The sequence below is a fragment of the Deinococcus taeanensis genome (genome assembly GCF_020229735.1).
Lineage (GTDB): Bacteria > Deinococcota > Deinococci > Deinococcales > Deinococcaceae > Deinococcus > Deinococcus taeanensis.
The window spans coordinates 1,665,692-1,684,517 of the sequence record NZ_CP083455.1; the positions used below are offsets into that span (position 1 = coordinate 1,665,692).

The 18,826-nt window shown below is 72.6% G+C and carries 7 protein-coding genes and 1 pseudogene; 3 read left to right on the top strand and 5 right to left on the bottom strand.

The window, feature by feature from the left end; all coding sequences use genetic code 11:
* Window positions 1-191 precede the first annotated feature (191 nt).
* Complete coding sequence (locus tag LAJ19_RS08060; protein ID WP_225475262.1) at window positions 192-10,040, top strand: translocation/assembly module TamB domain-containing protein; 9,849 nt, start codon at window positions 192-194, stop codon at window positions 10,038-10,040.
* A 93-nt stretch (window positions 10,041-10,133) separates the two neighbouring features.
* On the opposite strand, the gene LAJ19_RS08065 is transcribed toward LAJ19_RS08060, so the two are convergent.
* The gene (locus LAJ19_RS08065; protein ID WP_225475263.1) at window positions 10,134-10,586 is read right to left on the bottom strand and encodes a hypothetical protein; all 453 of its coding nucleotides are present in this window, start codon (window positions 10,584-10,586) and stop codon (window positions 10,134-10,136) included.
* Window positions 10,587-10,606: 20 nt separating this feature from the next.
* A pseudogene (locus LAJ19_RS08070) lies at window positions 10,607-12,729 on the bottom strand (ABC-F family ATP-binding cassette domain-containing protein).
* Window positions 12,730-12,873: 144 nt separating this feature from the next.
* On the opposite strand from LAJ19_RS08070, the gene trhO reads away from it, so the two are divergent.
* Both trhO and LAJ19_RS22060 read left to right on the top strand, forming a co-directional pair.
* Window positions 12,874-13,788: an oxygen-dependent tRNA uridine(34) hydroxylase TrhO gene (trhO, locus tag LAJ19_RS08075; protein ID WP_225475264.1), complete on the top strand. Its 915-nt coding sequence runs from the start codon at window positions 12,874-12,876 to the stop codon at window positions 13,786-13,788.
* Complete coding sequence (locus LAJ19_RS22060) at window positions 13,785-14,213, top strand: DUF305 domain-containing protein (RefSeq protein WP_225475265.1); 429 nt, start codon at window positions 13,785-13,787, stop codon at window positions 14,211-14,213. The genes trhO and LAJ19_RS22060 overlap by 4 nt, the downstream gene beginning before the upstream one ends.
* An 85-nt stretch (window positions 14,214-14,298) precedes the next feature.
* Here the strand turns inward: LAJ19_RS22060 and LAJ19_RS08085 are convergent, their stop codons facing one another.
* The 3 genes from LAJ19_RS08085 to LAJ19_RS08095 form a co-directional block, all read right to left on the bottom strand.
* Entirely contained in the window at window positions 14,299-15,357 is a 1,059-nt protein-coding gene (locus LAJ19_RS08085) for a hypothetical protein (protein WP_225475266.1), read from the bottom strand.
* Between the two features lie 26 nt (window positions 15,358-15,383).
* A complete protein-coding gene (locus LAJ19_RS08090) occupies window positions 15,384-16,358 on the bottom strand; it encodes a YjbH domain-containing protein (RefSeq protein WP_225475267.1) in 975 nt (324 codons plus the stop codon).
* Between the two features lie 74 nt (window positions 16,359-16,432).
* On the bottom strand, window positions 16,433-18,697 hold the full coding sequence (locus LAJ19_RS08095) for a RelA/SpoT family protein (protein ID WP_225523230.1): 2,265 nt from the start codon (window positions 18,695-18,697) through the stop codon (window positions 16,433-16,435).
* Window positions 18,698-18,826 lie beyond the last annotated feature (129 nt).

The window sequence follows — 18,826 nt, forward strand, 5'->3', positions numbered from 1 at the left end:
CATGCTACCGGGTCTGCACGCGCAGAACGTGGTTTTCTGACGGTTGCATGAGGACCGGGTGGGTGCGGCGTTCACACCCCGCTGCGTAGAATGCGGAGAATGCGGCCAGGAGCGTTGAAAGTGGAGAGGCACCGTGAAGCTCGGGGCCGGGTGACGGTGTGACGCAGAGGCCGCAGGGCGATCAGAACGACGTGACCTCAGACCCACCGCTGGCCAACGACCACGGGCCTGTGAACGCGGAAGGACCCGCCGCTCCGCCCCCCCCGGACGGCCCAGGTGTGGGGCGCCGTCCGGGTCCAGGCCGGCGGGGCTGGTGGCTGCTGGCCCTGGTGGGCGCGCTGCTGCTGACGCTCGTGTTTCTGCCAGCGCTGGTCGGCGGCGCCGTCCTGGCACGTTTCGGCGCGTCGGCCGGACTGACGGCGGACCGGGTGAGTGGACCGCTGTGGGCGCCGCACCTGAGCGGCGTGACCCTGAACGCCCCAGGCGTGAAGGGCGAAGCAGGGACGCTGAGTGTCAGCGTGGCGGGCGTGAACCCCATCACCCGGACCCTGCGCCTGAACGTGCAGGCCACAGACGCCACCGTGGCCCTGAAACTCAAGGACCTCATCGGCGGACCGGGCGGCAGCGGCGGTGGAACCGGCTGGAAGGTCACGCTGGGCAGCGTGGCCGTACGGAACACGCGCGTGAACGTGGACGGCACCGGCGTGAACGTCCCTGACGGCCGCTTCAGCGTCACGCCCGGGCGCGCGGGCCGGCTGGCAGTGCGGGGCGCCACCCCCGACGGGGACCTGAACGCAGACGTGACGTTGGGTGAAAAGAACGGTGCAAACGTGTTTACCATGGACCTGAACGCAGACGCCCGGGTCCTGAACCACTACTGGCCGGGGGTAACGGCGGGCCGCATCACGGGCCGGTACGTGCTGGGCGACGGCCCGGTGCGTGGAGACCTGCGCGTGCAGGACGGGGCGCTGCGCGTGCCCGAGGCGAAGTTCGTGACCGTCACCGGCGTGACCGGCACGGCCACGCACCGTGGCGATAACGTTCGACTGCAACTGACCGGGCGCGGCTGGAACGGCCCGGTGACCGCGCGGGGCAACGTGGACCTGAAGGCGCAGAACTGGCAGGTGACGGCCGACGCCGCTCCCACCGTGTCCGGGCTGGCGCGCGCGCTGGGGACGACCGGACAGGGCGACCTGAAGCTGCGGGTCACGGCGGGCGGCTGGAGTACGGTTCGCGTGAAAGCGTACGCGCAGGGGGCCGGAACGCTGGGCGGTGTGGGGGTCAGCAACGCGAACGTGGAGTACACGTACCTGAACCGCGACGGGGCCGTGGCCGGCCAGACGAACGACCTGGCGTTCAGTGCCGACACGGCCCTGGGCGGCGCGGTGCAGAAGCTCGCGGGCCGCTGGGCGATCGGGCGGGGGGGCCGCGCCACACTGGCCGGCACCTTCGGGCAGAAGGCGCTGGACGTGGCGGCCAGCATCGACGCGCAGAGCGTCGTCCGGTTCACCGGTCAGGGCCTGGGCGGCCCGCTGCGCGGCTCCTACGCGCTCAGCGGGTCGCGGCTCGATGCCGTTCTGAATCCCACCTACGGCGCGGCGCGGGCGCGCGTGGCACTTTCGGGCACCGCCGAGGACCTGCGGGCGCGCGTTACCGGCGGTGAGGCCGGGCCGTTCGCCCTGGCCGGCACCGCAGTGCTGGACCGCCGCGGCCTGCGCGCCGACCTGGGCCGCGCCCGGTTGAATCTCGACCGCAGCTTCAAGGGCACCTGGGAAGCCCGCACGCTGCAAGGCGCGGGCGTCACCCTGAGCGGCCAGGGCCGCGTGGACCTGATCGGCGGGGACGTGACCGGAACGCTCAGCGCCGCCGTCCCAGGCCTGCGTGACACCCTGAGCGGCACCCTCAACCTGAATTACACCCGCCAGAGCGGGACCTTCACGGCGGGCGCCCAGCAGCTTTCCTGGAGCGGGGACGCGTTCGGCGTGCGCGCCCGGAATCTCCCGGTGTCTGGCGACCTGAGTGTCACGGGCGACGTGACGGTCACGACCGGCCTGAAGGTGTTCGGGTCCCTGCGCGCAGCCGGGCGGGGTGTGGTGCTCAGCGCGGAAGGCAACGGCATCACCGCGCAGCTGCGTGGCGTGTCGAACGGCGTGACGGTCCGTGCCGACACGGACCTGCGCGCTCCGTACCGCGTGTCGGCCCGCGTGCAGGGAGCGGACATCCGCGGGGAACTGAGCATGAACCAGGGCGTGCAGTTCACCCTGAACACGGCCGGCGCCACCGCGCGTGGCGTGGTGAACGGTCAGTCGGTCAAGGCCGCGGGCCGCGTGAACCTCGGCGCGCTGAGACCCCTGCTGCCCACCCTGGGGCTGGGCGGCACGCTGGACCTGAACCTGACCGGTCGCGGCGGCACGGCCGACGTGAACGCGCGCGTGGCCGGCGCCGCCGTCCGCGGTACCCTGACGCGGCAGCCGGGGGCAGGCACCCCCGTCACGGCGAAGCTGCAGGTGGCGTCGGGTGACGTGCAGGCGCGCGTATCAGGCCAGGTGTTCCCGGACGTCCGCGCGGCCGGGCAGGTCCAGGTGCAGGGCCAGACCCTGGCGCTGACCGTCAGCGGCCCGTACGGCGCGCTGAGCGCCGCAGCCACCGGCCGGACCGGGCCCCTCTCGTTCGGCGGGGTGACCCTTCCCGCACAGACCGTAAACCTGCGGGGTACCGTCACCCCGGCCCTCAGCGCGACCGGCACCTGGGGAGAGCTGAGCGTGGCGTACGACGGACCCAGCGGACTGGTGAGGGTCCGCGGCGCACAGACCCTCACGGCGTTCGGGCAGGCGGGCCGCGTTCAGGGCCGCGCCACCTGGGGTCCCGGGCGGGGCGGCGCGTTCCGCGGCGCCGTGGACGCGCGCGGTGTGCTCGACCAGTACACCGTGGCGCTGCAGGGCCCCTGGAACAAGCTGAACCTGCTGGTCACGGACGCCGAGGGCCTGCGCGCCCAGGGCGCCGCGGCGCTTCCCAGCGGCCGCTACGACGTGGACGTCAGCGGCCCGCTGGGGGGCGGGCTGTTCGTGGACGGCAACGTGCAGGGCACCGGGCTCGAACCGCGCGGGGAGATTACCGTCCGCGACCGGCAGGGCGGCCGGGCGCGCGTGACCCTCGCGGGCTTCGACAACCTGAACGTGCAGGCAAGCGGCCTGACGCTCGCCGGGCAGCGGCTGCAGGGCACCCTGAATGCCCGTGGGGGCGTACTGAACGGCACGCTGAACGCCGGACCCTTCCTGATCCGTGCGGAGAACGGCGCGCTGCGCGTTGCCGGAACGGTGGCCGGGCAGGCCGTGACGGCGTCGGGGCGTCTGACGCTGCCGGCCACGCTGGAGAACCTGAACCTGCAGGTGGCCGGTCCCTACTTCACAGCTGTGGCGGGCGGCAGCGTGGCGAACCTGCGGGGGACGCTGCGCCTGAACGCACAGGCGTTCGGTAGCGGGCCGGCGCGCCTGAGCGTACCGGCGCAGGTGTTCCCGCTGAGTGGCTCGCTCACTGGCGCGCGGATCACCGTCGGCGGCCTGACCTACCTGGGCGGCACCTGGAGCGGCGCGCAGGGCCTGCGGTACGCACTCGGTGGCCGCGCAGGCACGGTGCAACTGGCCGGGCAGGGCACGTCTGCGCTGCTCGCGCTGCCCGCCGGGCCGCTCACTGGGCGGGTCTCGGTGCTGCCAGCGCTCGGCGGTACGCTCAGCACGGCGCTCTCTCCGTTCGCCGCCAGTCTGCCTGAGGCGGTACGGACGCAGCTCATCCCGGGGCAGCTGAATGCGGCGCTCGGGCCGGACAGCGTGACGCTGTTTACCAGCGGCACCCGTTACCTCGGTGACCCGGTCAGGCTCGACGCCCGGGCCGCGTGGGGCACCACGCTGCGCGTGCAGGGAACCCTCACGCATCCTGGCTCCCGCGTGCCGGTGGCCTACAGCGCCGCTGGCCTCACGGTGCGCGGCGCCGTACTGGACGCCCGCGTGCTCGAGCCCGTCGTACCGGGCGTGCGGGGGCGCGTGAGCCTGAACCTGAACGTGCCGGAACTGAACGCCTCGCGCGCCAGTGGCCGCGCGGACGTGAATGTGCGCGCCGCCGGACAGGCGGCGCAGGGCCAGGTGAGCCTCGCGCGCGGTCAGCTCAGCGCGAGGCTGCGCAGCACGCTGGGCGGCGCGGCGCTGAGCGTGCGGGGAACGCTGTACCCGCAGGCGAACGCCGCCGTCACCTTCGACGACCTGCGCGCCACCCTGACCGGCCGCGCCGGACCGACGACGCGGGACACGCTGACGCTGCGCGTGGCCGGCACGTACGCGCGCCAGCCCGTGAACGTCACGGTGACCGGGACCGCCCTGACCGGGGGATCGGCGGGCATTACCGCAGACGGCAGCGCGGCCGGCGCCGCCCTGAACGTGGGGCTCACGCAGGGGCGCGGTGTGGGCCTGCCGGCCTGGGCGGTCCGCGGCAGCGCCAGCGCCGCGGACCTGCGCCCCCTGCTGGGTTCCCCCGGCCGCGCCACAGCGACGCTGGCCGGCACGCTGGCCGACGTGCGCGCCAGCGTCAGCGGCGAGGTGGCCGGCGTGAACTTCCGCGCTCCGGCCCGGTACGTCAGCGGCACGCTCCGCCTGGACGGCGCGCAGGCCACGCTAGCACAGGGCGCCGTGAGGGCCAGCGGAACGGTGCTGCCCAACCTGAACCTGAGTGCCAAGGCCACACTGACGGACCTGCTGCCCGGTTCGTACACCGCGCAGCTGCGCGGCGCACTGAGCAAACCGGACGTCACCTTCCAGGGCGTGCTCGCCAGTGGACCGGCCGGCCTGCGCGCCACCGGCTCACGCGTCATGGGCCGCCTGCTGGCCCGTGACTACCGCGTGACGTTCAGCGGCGCGCCGCTGGCAGGTGAGGTGCGCGGCCGGCTGGGCGCCAACGCGCTGGGCGGCCTGCAACGCGCGGCCCTGACCCTGAACACGGCTTACGTGAGTGGCGACACGGACCTGCGGCTGCGCGGCCCGGTCGGCTGGAACGCCCGGACGGGTTTCACGGGGGCGCTGCGTGTGGTGGGCGACGTGCCCGGCGGACCGCTGGACGCACTGCTGGACGGCCAGAGTGGCACTCTGAACGTGGCCGCCGTGCTGGGGACCGGTGTGCGGGAGGCGCGGATCACGGGCCGCCTGCCGGCCTCACTGCCCTTCCGGCCGGGCGGCACGCTGTCGCTGGCGGCGTTCGACGTGGGCGCCCTGTGGGGTCGCCCGGAGCAGCTGCGCGTGACCGGAACCGCCACGCTGGGCGGGCCTGGCTGGGCGGCCCTGAACGCGGCGTTCGCCGGGCAGCTGCAGGATTCGGGCGGCGAACTGGGCGGCGCCCTGAACGCCCGCTACGCCGCCGGGGACATCCGGGTGAACCTCAGCGGACCGCGGGTCAGCGCCGACGGCCGCCTGCAGGGCGGGCGGTATGCGTTGGCCCTGCGGGCTGACCCGCTGCGCGCCGCCCGCCTGCTGCCCGCCACGCTGGACGTGGACGCGCTGACCGTGGGCGGCACCCTGGACGCCGCCGGGACCCTTGCGGGGGGCCTGGACCGTCTGGAGGTCCGGAATCTTGCTGTGAAGGGACAGCAGGAGCAGGCCGGGCCGTTCAGCCTGTACGGTACCCTGGGGTACCTGCCCGCAGGCGACGTGCTGAGCGCCGACCTGAGCGGCAGTCTGCGTGACGGTGTGCTCAGCGCGCGCGGCGCTCTGCCCGGCGGCCTGCGGGTGACGGCCCGGAACCTCAGCACGCAGTACCTGAACGCCGCGTCCCTGGGCCAGGGCACGCTGGGCGCCGACGTGACCCTCACGGGCCGGGCGGCCGATCCGGCGCTGGCGGGGCGGGTGACGCTCCTCACCACCCAGGTGGACGCCGCGGCCGCCGTGTCCGGCAGGGCGTCGGACCCGGCCCTGAACGCCCGCGTGTCCCTGCGTGGCCCGGCGCGCGGCACGCTGTACGTCGAGGCGAGCAACCTGAACCTCGCGGCGGGCACTGTGCAGGCCCGGCTGTACGGCGCGGTCACGAGCGGCACCACCCGCGCGGATGTGGACCTGCGCGGCGTGTGGCCGCGCCTGTCCGGGCAGGTGCGGGCCACGGCCGGCCTGACCGGGCCGGTGCTCGTGACCGGCAACGGGCAAGGCGGGTACACGCTGCGCGCGGGGCCGCTGGGGCAGGGCACCCTGACCCTCACGCCCGGCACGAACCTGATCCCCACCCTGGGCGGCACCCTGAGGGTCACGCCCCTCCCGCTGGCCGGGGGAAGCGGCGTGGCGAACGTGCAGGCCACGCTGGGCGGCACGCTGCTCTCCCCCACCCTGGCCGGAACACTGACCACGCGCGGCGCCTCTCTCGGCGGCGTGACCCTGGAGGACCTGAGCGGGAGCCTGACCGGCACGCTGGCCGGTCTGAGCGGCACCTTCACGCAGGGGGGCCGCACGGTCGCCGCCCTGAAGAGTCAGGGGGTCACGCTGGACCGCCTGGGCGCACGCGCGGCCAGCAGCACCCTGGAGGTCAGCGGCACCGCGAACCTGAACGGCACGGCGGCCCTGACCATTGACGCGCAGGGCACCCTGGCGGGGCGCATGCAGGCCACGTACGGCGCGCGCGCCCTGACGCTGCGTGGGAATCTCAGCGGTCCGCAGGGCCTGCGGGGCGCGCTGGACCTCACCGCCGACCAGCTGGGCGGCTGGCGCGGCACGGCGCGCGTCACGGGCGGCCCCGCCGGGCTGCTGACCCGGCCGGCCGCGCTGAGCGTGTCCGGTCCGTTCGGCGCGCCGCTGGTGCAGGGCGAGGCTGGACTCCTGGGCGCCGGCGCGCGCATCGTCGCCACCGCGCGCGGCGTGCAACTGCGGCTGGTGGACGGCCCGCAGGCGCAGGGCAGCGGCGTGCTGGAAGCCCGGCCCGGCGCAGGCGGCACGTGGCGCCTGCTGGGCGCAGCCAGCCTGACCCGCCCGGAGGGGTCGCTGAGCGTCACGCCGGGCGGCACCCTGGATGATCCGCAGGCGCAGCTCAGCGTGCGCCGCGGCGAGTGGCGGGCCAGCGGCACGGTCGGCCTGCGCGCCGCGGACCTGAACGTCTCCGACGGTCTGGTGGACGGCCGCCTGCGCTGGCAGGCGGGGCAGCTGGCGGCGAACCTGCCGGGACTGAACCTGGGCCGGCTGGGCATCAGCGGCCTCTCAGGCCTCCTGACCGCCAACGGCACCCTGAATACCGGGAGTCAGGACGGCCGCGTGACGTTCGAAGCGCGTGAGCTCGACACTCCCTACGAGGTCCCGGCGCTAGGGGTCGCCCTCAAGGGCGCCGTGACTGGCGCGGTGACCCTGCGGGCCGGACGCCCCAGCGTGCAGGCCACGGTCACCCTGAGCGCCGGTACGCTGACGCTGAACGCCCAGCAGAGCCCGGAGACCTGGACCGGTCAGCTGACCGGCCGCCTGGTCCGTGAGTCCGGTGCCCTGAGTGTTGATATCCGCGCCGGCGCGGACGGGCTCACCGGTACGCTGGGCGCCGCCCGCTATCCGCTGGACCTGGCCGGGCAGGTCCTGACCCTGGACGGCACCGTCACCCTGGCCGGTCAGACCTTCCGCGCGGACCTGCGCGGCGGAAACAACATGGGCGCTGCCACCGTGACCGCCTCGGGCGGCATCGCGGACCTGCTGCCCGTGCTGGACGGCCCGCTGGCCGTTCAGGCGACGGGAGAGGGCTACACGGCCCGCGCCACCCTGGACGACCTGGACATCCGGGACCTGAAGGTGGCGCCGGCCCTGGCGGGCCGGATCAGCGGCGAGGCGACGCTGCGCGACGGGGGCGGCACGTTCGTGCTGCGCTCCGCGAATCTCAGTGTGGGCCCCAGAACCCTGCCTGCACGCCTCGAGGGCACGCAGGTGGGCGGCGACTGGCGTATCCGCGGCTTCCTGGGCGAGTCGGACTTCACGGCTGGCCTGAGCGGCGGGGAAGTATTCGGACAGGGCGCCCTGCGCGGGCTGCCGGTGGGCGCGCTCGTGGCGGCATTTACTGGCGCCGCGCCGGGCGAGGGCGTGGTGACGGGCGTGGTCCGTTTCCGCTTCCCGATGGCGGATCCGCCTGCCGGGACGGTGAATGTGGTGGCCGAACGCATCCGCGTCAGTGCCACGAGCGGGGAGGGGGCCGCCGCTGTGACCGAAACCCTCACGGGCAGCGGCACCCTGGAGTTCGCGGCGCGGGAACTGCGCAGCGTGAACATCCAGCTGAGCGGCGCCGGCACCTGGGACGTGCGTGGGCAGTACACCCGCGAACGGGTGGATCTGAACGCCCGGTTCACGAACACGACCTTCACGCCGGTGCTGCAGCTCGTGCCGGGTCTGCTTGACCTGCAACCCAGCCTGAAAGGCACCCTGGTGCTGTCTGCGGCCGGCACGTACGACCGCCCGCGCGGGCTGCTGCGCGCCGAGAACCTTCAGGGGGCCATGGCCGGTCTGAGCCTCCGGGTTCCCCAGTTCGCGGGGGACCTGCCGGACAGTGGCGCGTTCACGGCGGGCGGGCGGGTGATGACGGGCGGCACGGTCGGGACGGACGGCACGGTGAACCTGCGCGGTCAGCTCACCCTGGGCCGCCTGAGCGACACGCGCGCAACCTTCACGGGGCTGCTGGCGCCGCAGGCCCTCGGCGCGCTGCCCAACACCGCCGTCACGGTCAGCCAGCAGCCGGACGGCCGCTGGCTGGTGGACGCGCAGAGCCGCAGCGTCAGTGCCAGCAGTGGCGCGGGCAGCCTCGTGCTGAGCGGCACGCTCTCACCCCGCTGGGACCTGAGCCTCAGCGCCCGCAACTACAACCTCCCGCTGGCGGTGATCTACGGCCGTGAAAGCGCGCTGAACGCCGACCTGCGCGCCGTGGACGACGGCAGCGTGATCCGGGTGACCGGTGCGGCCGACTTCGTGCGGCTGGTGCTGGGCCGCGTGAACGCCCCGGCGACCATTCCTGCGCCCGGACAGAGCAGCACGGACCCCGGCACGGGCCGCACCACCGACAACTACGTGAGTCCGCTGCCGGAGCAGTTCACGACCTTCCCGCAGCCTGAACAGCAGGCCGGCGAGCGCCCGGCGCGGCCGTTCCTGCAGCGGCTGGTGTTCGAGGACATTCCCATCACGGCAACGAACGGCATCCGCATCGATGAGAACCTGGTGCGCGCAGAGTTCACCGGGAACCTGGTTCTGGCGGGCAGCGGGGACCGGCCGCGTCTGGCCGGCAGTGTCCGCTCGCAGCGCGGCTTCGTGTACCTGCGCGAGAACGAGTTCACGCTGCAGACGAGCACCGTCACCTTCAGCGGCGACAACCTCTTCCCGAAATTCGAGGTGCGGGCCAATGGCACCGTTCAGGCCGCCACCACGCGCCAGCGGGTGCCGGTGACCCTGGAACTCGGTGGGGAGTTCGTGACCCGCCCTGACGGCACGACCGCGCTGGAACTGGACACCACGCTGCGCTGCACTACCGAGGGCGCCAGCTGCGCTGACCCGTCCACGGGCCTGCCGTACGGCGAGGCGGAACTGTACGCGCTGGTGGCCACCGGAGTCCCGAACCTCGCCACGCTGCCCAGCAACCTGGCGGCGCTGGGCAGCAGCGCCCTGCAGACGGCCCTGAACGTGTTCGTGCTGGGTGAACTGGAGCGCACTATTGCCACGGCGTTCGGCCTGGACGTGTTCCGCCTGACGCCGCAGCTGTCGGTGAAGGACGGAACGCTGGGCGCCACAATCACGCTGGGGTCGTACCTGACGCGCGACCTGTACCTGCAGTATCAGGTGAACCTGAACGGCGAGGGGCTGCTGAACGCGGAGTACAGTACTCCCGACAACCGGTTCACGTTCCGCGTGACCACGCCGCTCAAGGGCCTGAACCTGCAGTCGATCCGGCCGACATTCAGCGCCGGGTACAACGTGAATGAGCGCACGAACGTGAACTTTGGCGTGGAGAACGGGGAGCGGGGTGTGGTGCTGCGCTTCGGGATCCGGTACCTGTTCGGCCGGTAGGTTCACCTGCCCCTGCCTGCGGGCCGGGCCGCTTCGCTGGAACACGAAGAACGCCGCCCCAGATGCTTGGGGCGGCGCCTGAGGGACGGAGGTTCAGCCGACGGTAACGTTGGCGCGGGGTTCCAGGGCGTAGAAGGCAACCACGGCGACGAGCGTGCCGACCCAGCCGGGGGCGCTGCCCAGGTCGAGCTCAAAGGGACGGCCCAGGACGGTGCTGCCGAGCTGCCCGACGAGTTTGTCGCCGGTCTGCTGCGCCACGACGTTCCAGCCCACGATGGGTTCACCCATGAAGCCGGTGACGCGGTCCACGCCGCGGAGGGTGAGTTTCTGCGCGCCGACGTTCCCCTTGAGTTCGCCGTCCTGCAGTTCGATTTTCACGCTGTCGCTTCCGACGGTGCCCTGCACGCCGCGCTCGGTGATTTCGAGGTTGATGTCCTTGCCGTGCAGCTTTCCGCCGGCGCGGCCCTTGATGGTGTCGCCATCGATGGCGCAGCGGATACTGTAGCCGTCCGCTCCGCCGAGGCGGCCCTTGATGAGGTCTTCCATGCGCGGAAGTATAGCGTGCGTCACATCCTGCTGGCGCGAACGAGTCCCAGCCGCTCGAAGTAGGCGCGGCGGGTCAGGCTGGGGCCGCCGTCGCCCAGAGTGACGCGGCCGACGTTCCAGCGCTCGAACAGAATACGCAGTGTGCCGCCCAGCAGCGCCGCGCCGAACCAGCCGGGCGGATCGCCGTTCCAGCGCAGCGTGTGTCCGTCCCAGGCGAGGTGCGGGCAGCCTTCATCCCGCGCGGCCCAGAACATCCCGCCACTGTCCCCCAGGCGCTGTGCGCGGACCGTGAGGGGCGGCTCCCTCACCTCCGCGTCGAACTGCGCGGCGGCCCAGACCTGGGCGTACAGGCTGTACAGGTCCTGCTGGAGGGCGTGGGCCTGGGCGCGCACCCGGGCCTCCTCCCGGCCGGTCAGGGTGCCGGGCGGGCGGTCAAGTTCGGCGCGCAGGGCGGCCAGCTGCGTTTCCAGCGGCGCGAGCCGCTGCCGGGGGGTGGGTGGGGGGGCGGCGGCGGCGGGTCGCCCTGCAGGGTGGCGGCCGGGTCGAGGTATTCGCGGCTGCCCCAGCCGCTCACCTCGCGCAGCGTGGCGTCCTCGATCACCCACAGGCGCGTGGCGACCTCACGCGCGAAGCGGCGGTCGTGCGTGACGATCACCACGGCGCCTGCGTAGGCCTGCACGGCCCCCTCCAGGGCCTGGAGGGCCTCCACGTCCAGGTGGTTGGTGGGTTCGTCCAGCAGCAGCAGGTCGGCGCGCAGGCCGCTGACCAGCGCCAGTCCGGCCCGCGCACGTTCCCCGCCGGACAGGTGCTCGGGCGTTGTGGGCCAGTCGGCCGCGCTGAAACCCGCGCGGCCCAGCAGGGTGTTCGCCTGCCGGCCGAAGCGCCGCTCGAACTGCGCGTGCAAGCCCTCGCCGGGGGTCAGGCCGTGCCACGTCTGGTCCAGCGTCGCGACCGTCACACCCGGCGCGACCCGCAACACCGGCAGTGCCCCGGACTCGCCGGTCAGGGGGTCCGGGGCGGGCGGATCAGGGTGCAGGTCGCCGGCCAGGAGGCGCATCAGGGTGGTTTTGCCGGTGCCGTTGGCGCCCATCAGGGCCACGCGGTCGCCCTGCCGCAGCCGGAACGCGGCGTTCAGCAACACTGGCCGGTCCCCGTAGGTTTTGCCCAGGTGCTCGCCCCAGGCGACCAGGGGTGCGCGGGCGCTGCCAGCGAGCAGGCGCATGCGGATCTGCCGTTCCGGCAGCGGCGCCTCGGGCACCGCGTGGCGTTCGGCGCGCGTTTTCAGTCCGCGGGACCGGCGGCCCCAGCGGTCCAGGATGTCCACGCTGCGCGCGAGTCGCTCGGCTTCCCGTTCCCCCAGCCGGGCCGCGCGGGTCTGCGTGCGGCGCTCTAGGTCCCGCTGCGTCCAGGCGCGCGAGTACCCGCCGGGGTACGGGGTGGCTGCGCCGCGCTCCAGCCACACGCTGCGGGTGGCGACGCCATCCAGGAAATCGCGGTCGTGGCTGGTGAGCAGCACGCCCCCCGGGAAGTCGCGCAGCCAGCTTTCAAGCCATTCGCGCATGCGGATGTCCAGGTGGTTGGTGGGTTCATCCAGGATCAGCAGGTCCGGCTCGCGCGCCAGGGCCAGCGCGAGGGCCAGACGCGTGCGTTCCCCGCCGGAGAGCGTGACCGCTTCACGCGGCTGGAACCGGGTGAGGTCCAGCATGCCCAGCACCCGCGCGACCCGCGCAGGCCAGCGGTACGCGTCGGCGTCCTCAAGGCGGGCATGCAGAGCACTCCAGCGGGTCAGGGTGTCCGGGTCTCCCAGGTTCGCCTCCAGGGCCAGCAGCTCCACCTCCAGGTCCCGGTAGGGATGGGCGGCGTCAATCAGGGCCTGGACACTGAGGCCCGGCGGGTGGGCGTGATGCTGCTCCAGCACGGCCACCCGCAGTCCGTCGGCGCGCCACAGCTCACCCTCCTCCGGGTGGCGCTCACCGGTCAGGACACGCAGCAGGGTGGTCTTGCCGGCGCCGTTGCGGCCCAGCAGGGCCACGCGCTCACCCGCGCTGACGCTCAGGGTCACGCCACTGAGCACAGCGCGTTCCCCGAAGATCACGGTGACGTTCGTGGCGGTGAGAAGCGTGGAGGGCAGGGTGGCCGGCACGCCCGCAAGGCTAACAGAGCCGGCGTGAGCCTGAATGCGCTGAAACGCTCATCTTCACCTCCCCTGACCACCTCAGGGCCAATGGGGGCGCGCCCCGTCGGCTGCGGGGGCGTTCGGCCTGGGAGGGGCCGGTATGATGCGGGGATGTCTGCCGCGTCTCACCCTGCTGCCGAGCCTGCCCCCGCCGCGCCATTCACGGTGGCGGCCCTGTACCAGTTCCGGGCGGTGCCGGACCCGGCCGCACTGCGCGCGCGGCTGTTGACCGTGGGCCGTGAGGCCGGGCTGTGCGGCACCCTGATCGTGGCGGGCGAGGGACTGAACGGCACGGTGGCCGGCACCCGCGCGGGCATTGACGTGCTGCGCGGCGCGCTGCTCGCTGAGGGTTTCGACCGGCTGGAGTACAAGGAGTCCGCTGCGGCCAGCCCGCCGTTCCGGCGTTTCAAGGTGCGTCTGAAACGCGAGATCGTGACGATGGGCGTGCCGGTCGAACCCACGTCCCGGGTGGGACAGTACGTGGCGCCGGAAGACTGGAACGCCTTGATCAGCGCGCCGGACGTCGTGGTGATCGACACCCGCAACCGGTACGAGGTGAAGGCCGGGACCTTCCGCGGGGCGGTGGATCCGGGGATCGAGTCGTTCCGCGAGTTCCCGGCGTGGCTGGACGCGCACGAGGCGGAGCTGCGCGGCCGGCGCGTGGCGATGTTCTGCACCGGCGGGATCCGCTGCGAGAAAAGCACCAGCCTGCTGCGCGAGCGGGGCTTCGAGGACGTGTTTCACCTCAGGGGCGGCATTCTGCAGTACCTGGAGGACGTGCCGCAGGAGCGCAGCGAGTGGGACGGGGAGTGCTTCGTCTTTGACGGCCGCGTGACGGTCGGTCACGGACTGCGGGAGGGCGCAGCGGTGATGTGCCACTCGTGCGGCTGGCCGCTGGGCGCCTCGGAGCGGCAGCATCCGCTGTTCGAGGAGGGCGTCAGCTGCGAACACTGCCACGCCCGCACCACCCCCGAACAGAAGGCCGCGTTCCGGGAGCGGCAGCGGCACTACGACCAGCAGCTATGACACACCGCGCGGCGCTGGGTGTGGGGGCCGCCGCGCTGCTGGCCCAGCCGCGCCCCGCAACCCCGGCTCCAGGGAGTGCGGAGGTGCACTTCGTGCAGGGGATGGCGGTGCACCACGCGCAGGCGACCCAGATGAGTGCCCTTGTGCTGCAGGCCGCGCAGGACCGCCCGGCACGGTCACTGGCCCTGGACATTCAGCTGCGGCAGGAGGAGCAGGGACGGCAACGGGCGGCGTGGCGGCGTCACTGGGAAGCGCCTGAAGGGCGTATGCCCGGCTCAGCTGAGACACTATTCCTGCGCCTGATCCGCCGCCGCCAGGAAGCGCTGACGATGGCCGCGTCCCTGCGGGACAGAGCGCCCACCCGCAGGTCAGGCTGCTGGCGCGGCAGGTGCTGGCCACGCAGGCCAGGGAAATCCGTTCGCTGACCGACCTGTTGCGCTGCCGCGCCTCTGGCTCCTCCGGCCGGCCGGCCGGGTGTGGCCCACCAGCACTGAGGGGGAGGGCACCCGTTCAGCGGTCCGTGAGGTCGTCCAGCGCCTGTGGCGGCAGGGGCGCGGGGAAGATCAGGGCGCTGAGTGCCACGCCGCCCAGCCCGGCCATGACCGCCACGCCGAGCCACAATTCCAGACTCAGGCTGGTCAGGCCGCGCCGCACGCCGTCTCCCAGGTACGGTCCCCAGACGCTCAGGGGCAACAGGAACGCGAAGGCCCGCAGGGCCCACACGCGGGTCGCGCCCGGGCGCAGCAGGGCGTGCCACGCGTCGACCAGCAGGCCGCATGCGGCGGCCAGCAGCGGCACGTGCCACTCACCGGGCAGCATCATGGCGGCCATCCCGGCGTTCGTGACGCCGTACATCACGGCCACCGCCCCGAACGGCAGCGTAAAGCGCCGCAGAACCAGCAGCACCGGCGCGGCCAGGATCAGGGCCGTGAGCAGGAGAGCGCTGAGCTCTCCGCGGGTCTGCACGTACCCCAGGCCCTGCGGAACGGCCAGCAAGCCCCACATGTACATGTGCATGAAGGCGGTCATGGCGAGCAGTGACGTGGCCGAGAGGACCGCGACCCAGCGCACCCCGCCCGGCGCGTCGCGGCGCGCCGGGGAGCGCCACGCCGCGTTCAGTGGGGACGCCACAATGAGGACCGCGCCGGCGAACAGCAGCAGGTGCGTCGGCGACAGCAGCGCCTCAATGCCCACCTCAATGCCCAGCACGGTGTGCCAGGTCAGGTCACCCAGGCCGCCCAGGGCGAAGACCGGCACGCCCAGGGCCGCCAGGTGGTACCCGTCCGGGAAGGCCGGGAGGCCCCGTCTTCCCTGACGCCAGCCGCGCGCCGCCAGGGACAGACACCACGCGGTAACCGCCAGGAATCCGCTGTAGAACGCGGCGTGCCACGGCGTGAAGAACGTCTCCAGTGACTCCCCGAACTGGTTGTGTGCCCAGCCGTCGGTGAACACGCCGCCCAGCAGCCACCAGCCCAGCAGGATGGTCAGCAGGTTCTGCCGGGTGCTGGCGCGGTATACGTCCGCCGGTCGGGAGGGCCCCACGGGCAGGGTGGGGGGCGCGGTGGTCATGCCCGCAGTGTACGGGCCGGCCGGGGCTAGGGGGGGCTGAGGTCCAGCGTAAATGGCTGCGCCAGGCCGGCCTGCGCGGCGTCCCGCGCGAACTGCGGGGCGTGCGTGAGAGCCAGGGTCGCCCGGTACGTGCGCTGCGCGAGTTCCCGGTCGCCCATCGCGTCTCGCACCTGTCCCAGGCGGGCCAGGATCAGGCCCGGGAGGCTGCGCGGCACGTGGTCGGTCAGGGCGTGCGCGGCGCGTTCCAGGCGTTCACGCGCGCCGGCCAGGTCCCCTACGGCGAGGTGCAGGCTGGCGGCGGCGCCGTCCAGTTCGGCGCGGGGAGTCACGGCGTCTCCGTTCTCGCGGTCCAGGGCGGCCAGCAGGGCGCTGAGGTCGTCGTCGTCCCGCAGCTGCCAGGCGCGGTCTGCGAGGGCCCGCACGCGGCTGGTCTCGCCGGCCGTGAAACCGGTGACTTCCGGCAGCCGGGCGTCCTGCAGGCGGTCCAGCAGGCCGGGTACGTCATCCAGCGGCACGAGCGCCACGCCGTTCAGGCTCCGGAGGCGTTCAGCCAGTTCGTCCAGGCGCCGGGCCTGCCAGCGGGTGCCGGGGCCTTCGTCGAGCGCGGCGCGCAGCGCGGCCTGCGTGGCCTGGATTGCAGCCAGGAACGCCGGGGCCAGCACCGTGTGGGCGTCGAGGGGGGCAGTCACGAGCGCGGCCAGGTCACGTTCCGCCGCCTGCGCCGCCCGGAGCCGCTCGCGCCCCTGCGGGTACTGGCTCAGGAACCCGAGCAGCTGTTCGTGCTCGGCGTCCGCCCAGGTCCAGTCGGGCGCCAGATTGCCGAGCAGCGTGATTCCGGCGGCAGGCAGTGCGTCGCGCAGCGGGTGGTCGGGGTCAGGACTGGTCGCCCAGTGCACCTGCGCCGTGCCCTGGCGCCGCAGGAGTTCCGTAACGGTCCCCGCGTTGAACTGCGGGTGCAGGCGCAGCAGGTCACCCAGGTCGGGCAGCAGGATCAGGGACACGGACCGCTCCGCGCCCGGGCAGCAGTTTGAGGCATGCCGCGCAGTGTAGTGCAGTGGGCGTGGGGGGCCGGTGGTCAGGCGCTCGCGCCGTTGCGTTTCCGGCCGCCCACGCGGATCACGTCCTGCACGCCGGGCAGTGACAGGATCGCGCGGCGGATGGCTTCCAGGTCGCCCTGCCCGGCCACGTTCAGGCGCAGGTGGATCACGGCGATCTCCTCCATGCCCACCACGGCCTCCACCTTGGTGGGGCTGTGCTTCTCGCGGGCCAGGATGCCCAGCACGTCGGCGAGCAGTCCGGCGCGGTCCGGGGCGATCACGTCCACGTCCACGAGCATGCTGCCGGGCGTTCCGGCGTCCCAGGAGGCTGCCACGCAGCGTTCAGGTTCGTCCTTGAGCAGCCGGATCATGTTCGGGCAGTCGATGCGGTGCACGCTGACGCCCCGCCCGCGCGTCAGGTACCCCATAACCTGATCCCCGCGGATGGGACTGCAGCACTGACTGAGTTTCGTGTTCGTGGTGAACCCTTCCACGAACACCCCGCCCGGTTCGGGGGCCTTCGGGGCGGGCGCGCGGCGTGCCGGCGGGGCGGCGAGTTCCTGCGCGAGGCTGGGGGAAAGGACCCGGCCCACGCTGCTGGGCGTGAGCTTTCCGGCGTGCAGCGCCAGGTACAGGTCGTCCGGGTTGCGGGAGCCCAGGAGTTTCAGCGCGGCGTCTTCCAGCAGTTTGGTGCGCATCAGCTGCCTGACCGCCAGCTGCCGCTTGCGCAGGTAGCGTTCCAGAAGGTCATGGCCGTGCTGCAGCGCCTCGCTGCGTTCCTGCTGCCGGAAGTGATGCCGGATCTTGCTGCGGGCCGAGCGGGTCACGGTGAAGTTCAGCCAGTCCTTGCTGGGGTGGCCGTTCTTGCTGGTGACGATCTCCACCATGTCCCCGTTGCCCAGCTTGTGAGACAGCGGCACGATTGACCCGTTCACGCGGGCGCCCACCGTGGTCTCCCCGATGCGGGTGTGAATGTGATACGCGAAATCCACCGGCGTGCTGCCGGCCGGCAGGCTGATCGCGAGGCCTTTGGGGGTGAACACCCGCACGCGCTGCGAGAGGATGTCGACCTTCACGGCGTCCATGTAGTCGGAGGCGTCGTTGATCTCGTTCTGCAGTTCGCGCAGCTGCGAGATCCAGTTCTCCCGGTCGCGCTGCGCCAGCTGGTTGCCCTGCTTGTACATCCAGTGCGCGGCAATGCCGTACTCCGCGACCTCATGCATGCGCCGCGACCGGATCTGCACCTCGATCGGCTGTCCGCTGGGGCTGATCACGGTGGTGTGCAGCGACTGGTACCCGTTGGGTTTCGGTACCGCGATGTAATCCTTGAAGCGGCCGGGCAGCGGCGTCCAGACGCTGTGCACGATACTGACCGTGTGGTAGCAGATGCGTTTCTCGCGCGTCTCCTCGGCCCGCTCGCGGCGCTTCTCGTCCGTGCCGGGCGGCACCACGAGGTCCCGCGGGGTGAGAATCACCCGGATGGCCAGCAGGTCAAAGATCTGTTCGAGCGCCTTGCCTTCGCGCTGCATCTTGTTGTGAATGCTCCACAGGTGCTTGCTGCGCCCCGCGATGTCAATGTCCGCGACCCACTCCGGGAGTTCCAGGTCGTCGGTCAGCGCGTCGTGCAGCTGCTGCACTGCCCGCTCGATCAGCGACTGGCGTTCCTCCTGCCGGGTGCGCAGGCGCGACTGCAGGTACGCGTACTCGTCGGGCTGAAGGTACTGGAAACTCAGGTCCTCCAGCTCCCACTTGATCTGCCCGATGCCGAGGCGATGCGCGAGGGGCGCGAAGATGTCCATCGTCTCCCGCGCGATGCGCTGCTGCTTGTCCGGCCGCATGCTGCCCAGCGTGCGCATGTTGTGCAGCCGGTCGGCGAGCTTCACCACGATGATGCGGATGTCACCCGTCATGGCGATCAGCATCTGGCGCAGGTTCTCCGCCTGCACGTCCCGGCCCGCCTCCCGCACCTCCGCCGCCTGCGAGCCCTGCTTCGAGAGCTTGCTGACCTTGGTTTCGCCCTCCACAATGCGGCGCACGTCCGGCCCGAACTCCTTCTCGACCAGCTCGAAGGTCACGCCGTCTACGTCCTCAACGGTGTCATGCAGCAGCCCGGCCATGATGCTCTCGGTGTCCATACCCAGGCGCGCCAGGATCACCGCGACCGCCACCGGGTGGGTGATGTAGGGCTCGCCGCTCTTGCGGCGCACGCCATCATGCGCGTCCCTGGCAAACGCGTAGGCGCGGTCCACCCGCGTCCTGTCCTCCGCGGAACGCGGCGCAATCAGCGCCCGCAGTTCCCCCATTCCATGCTCGCTGTCCGCCACGCCCGGTTGCACCACGCCCCGCAGAATAGCGCCGGTCAGACAGCCGCCGCTCGCGCGCGTTACACTCCGCGCGCCGACGGCATGGAAACGCTCACCGGCTGGAGCGGT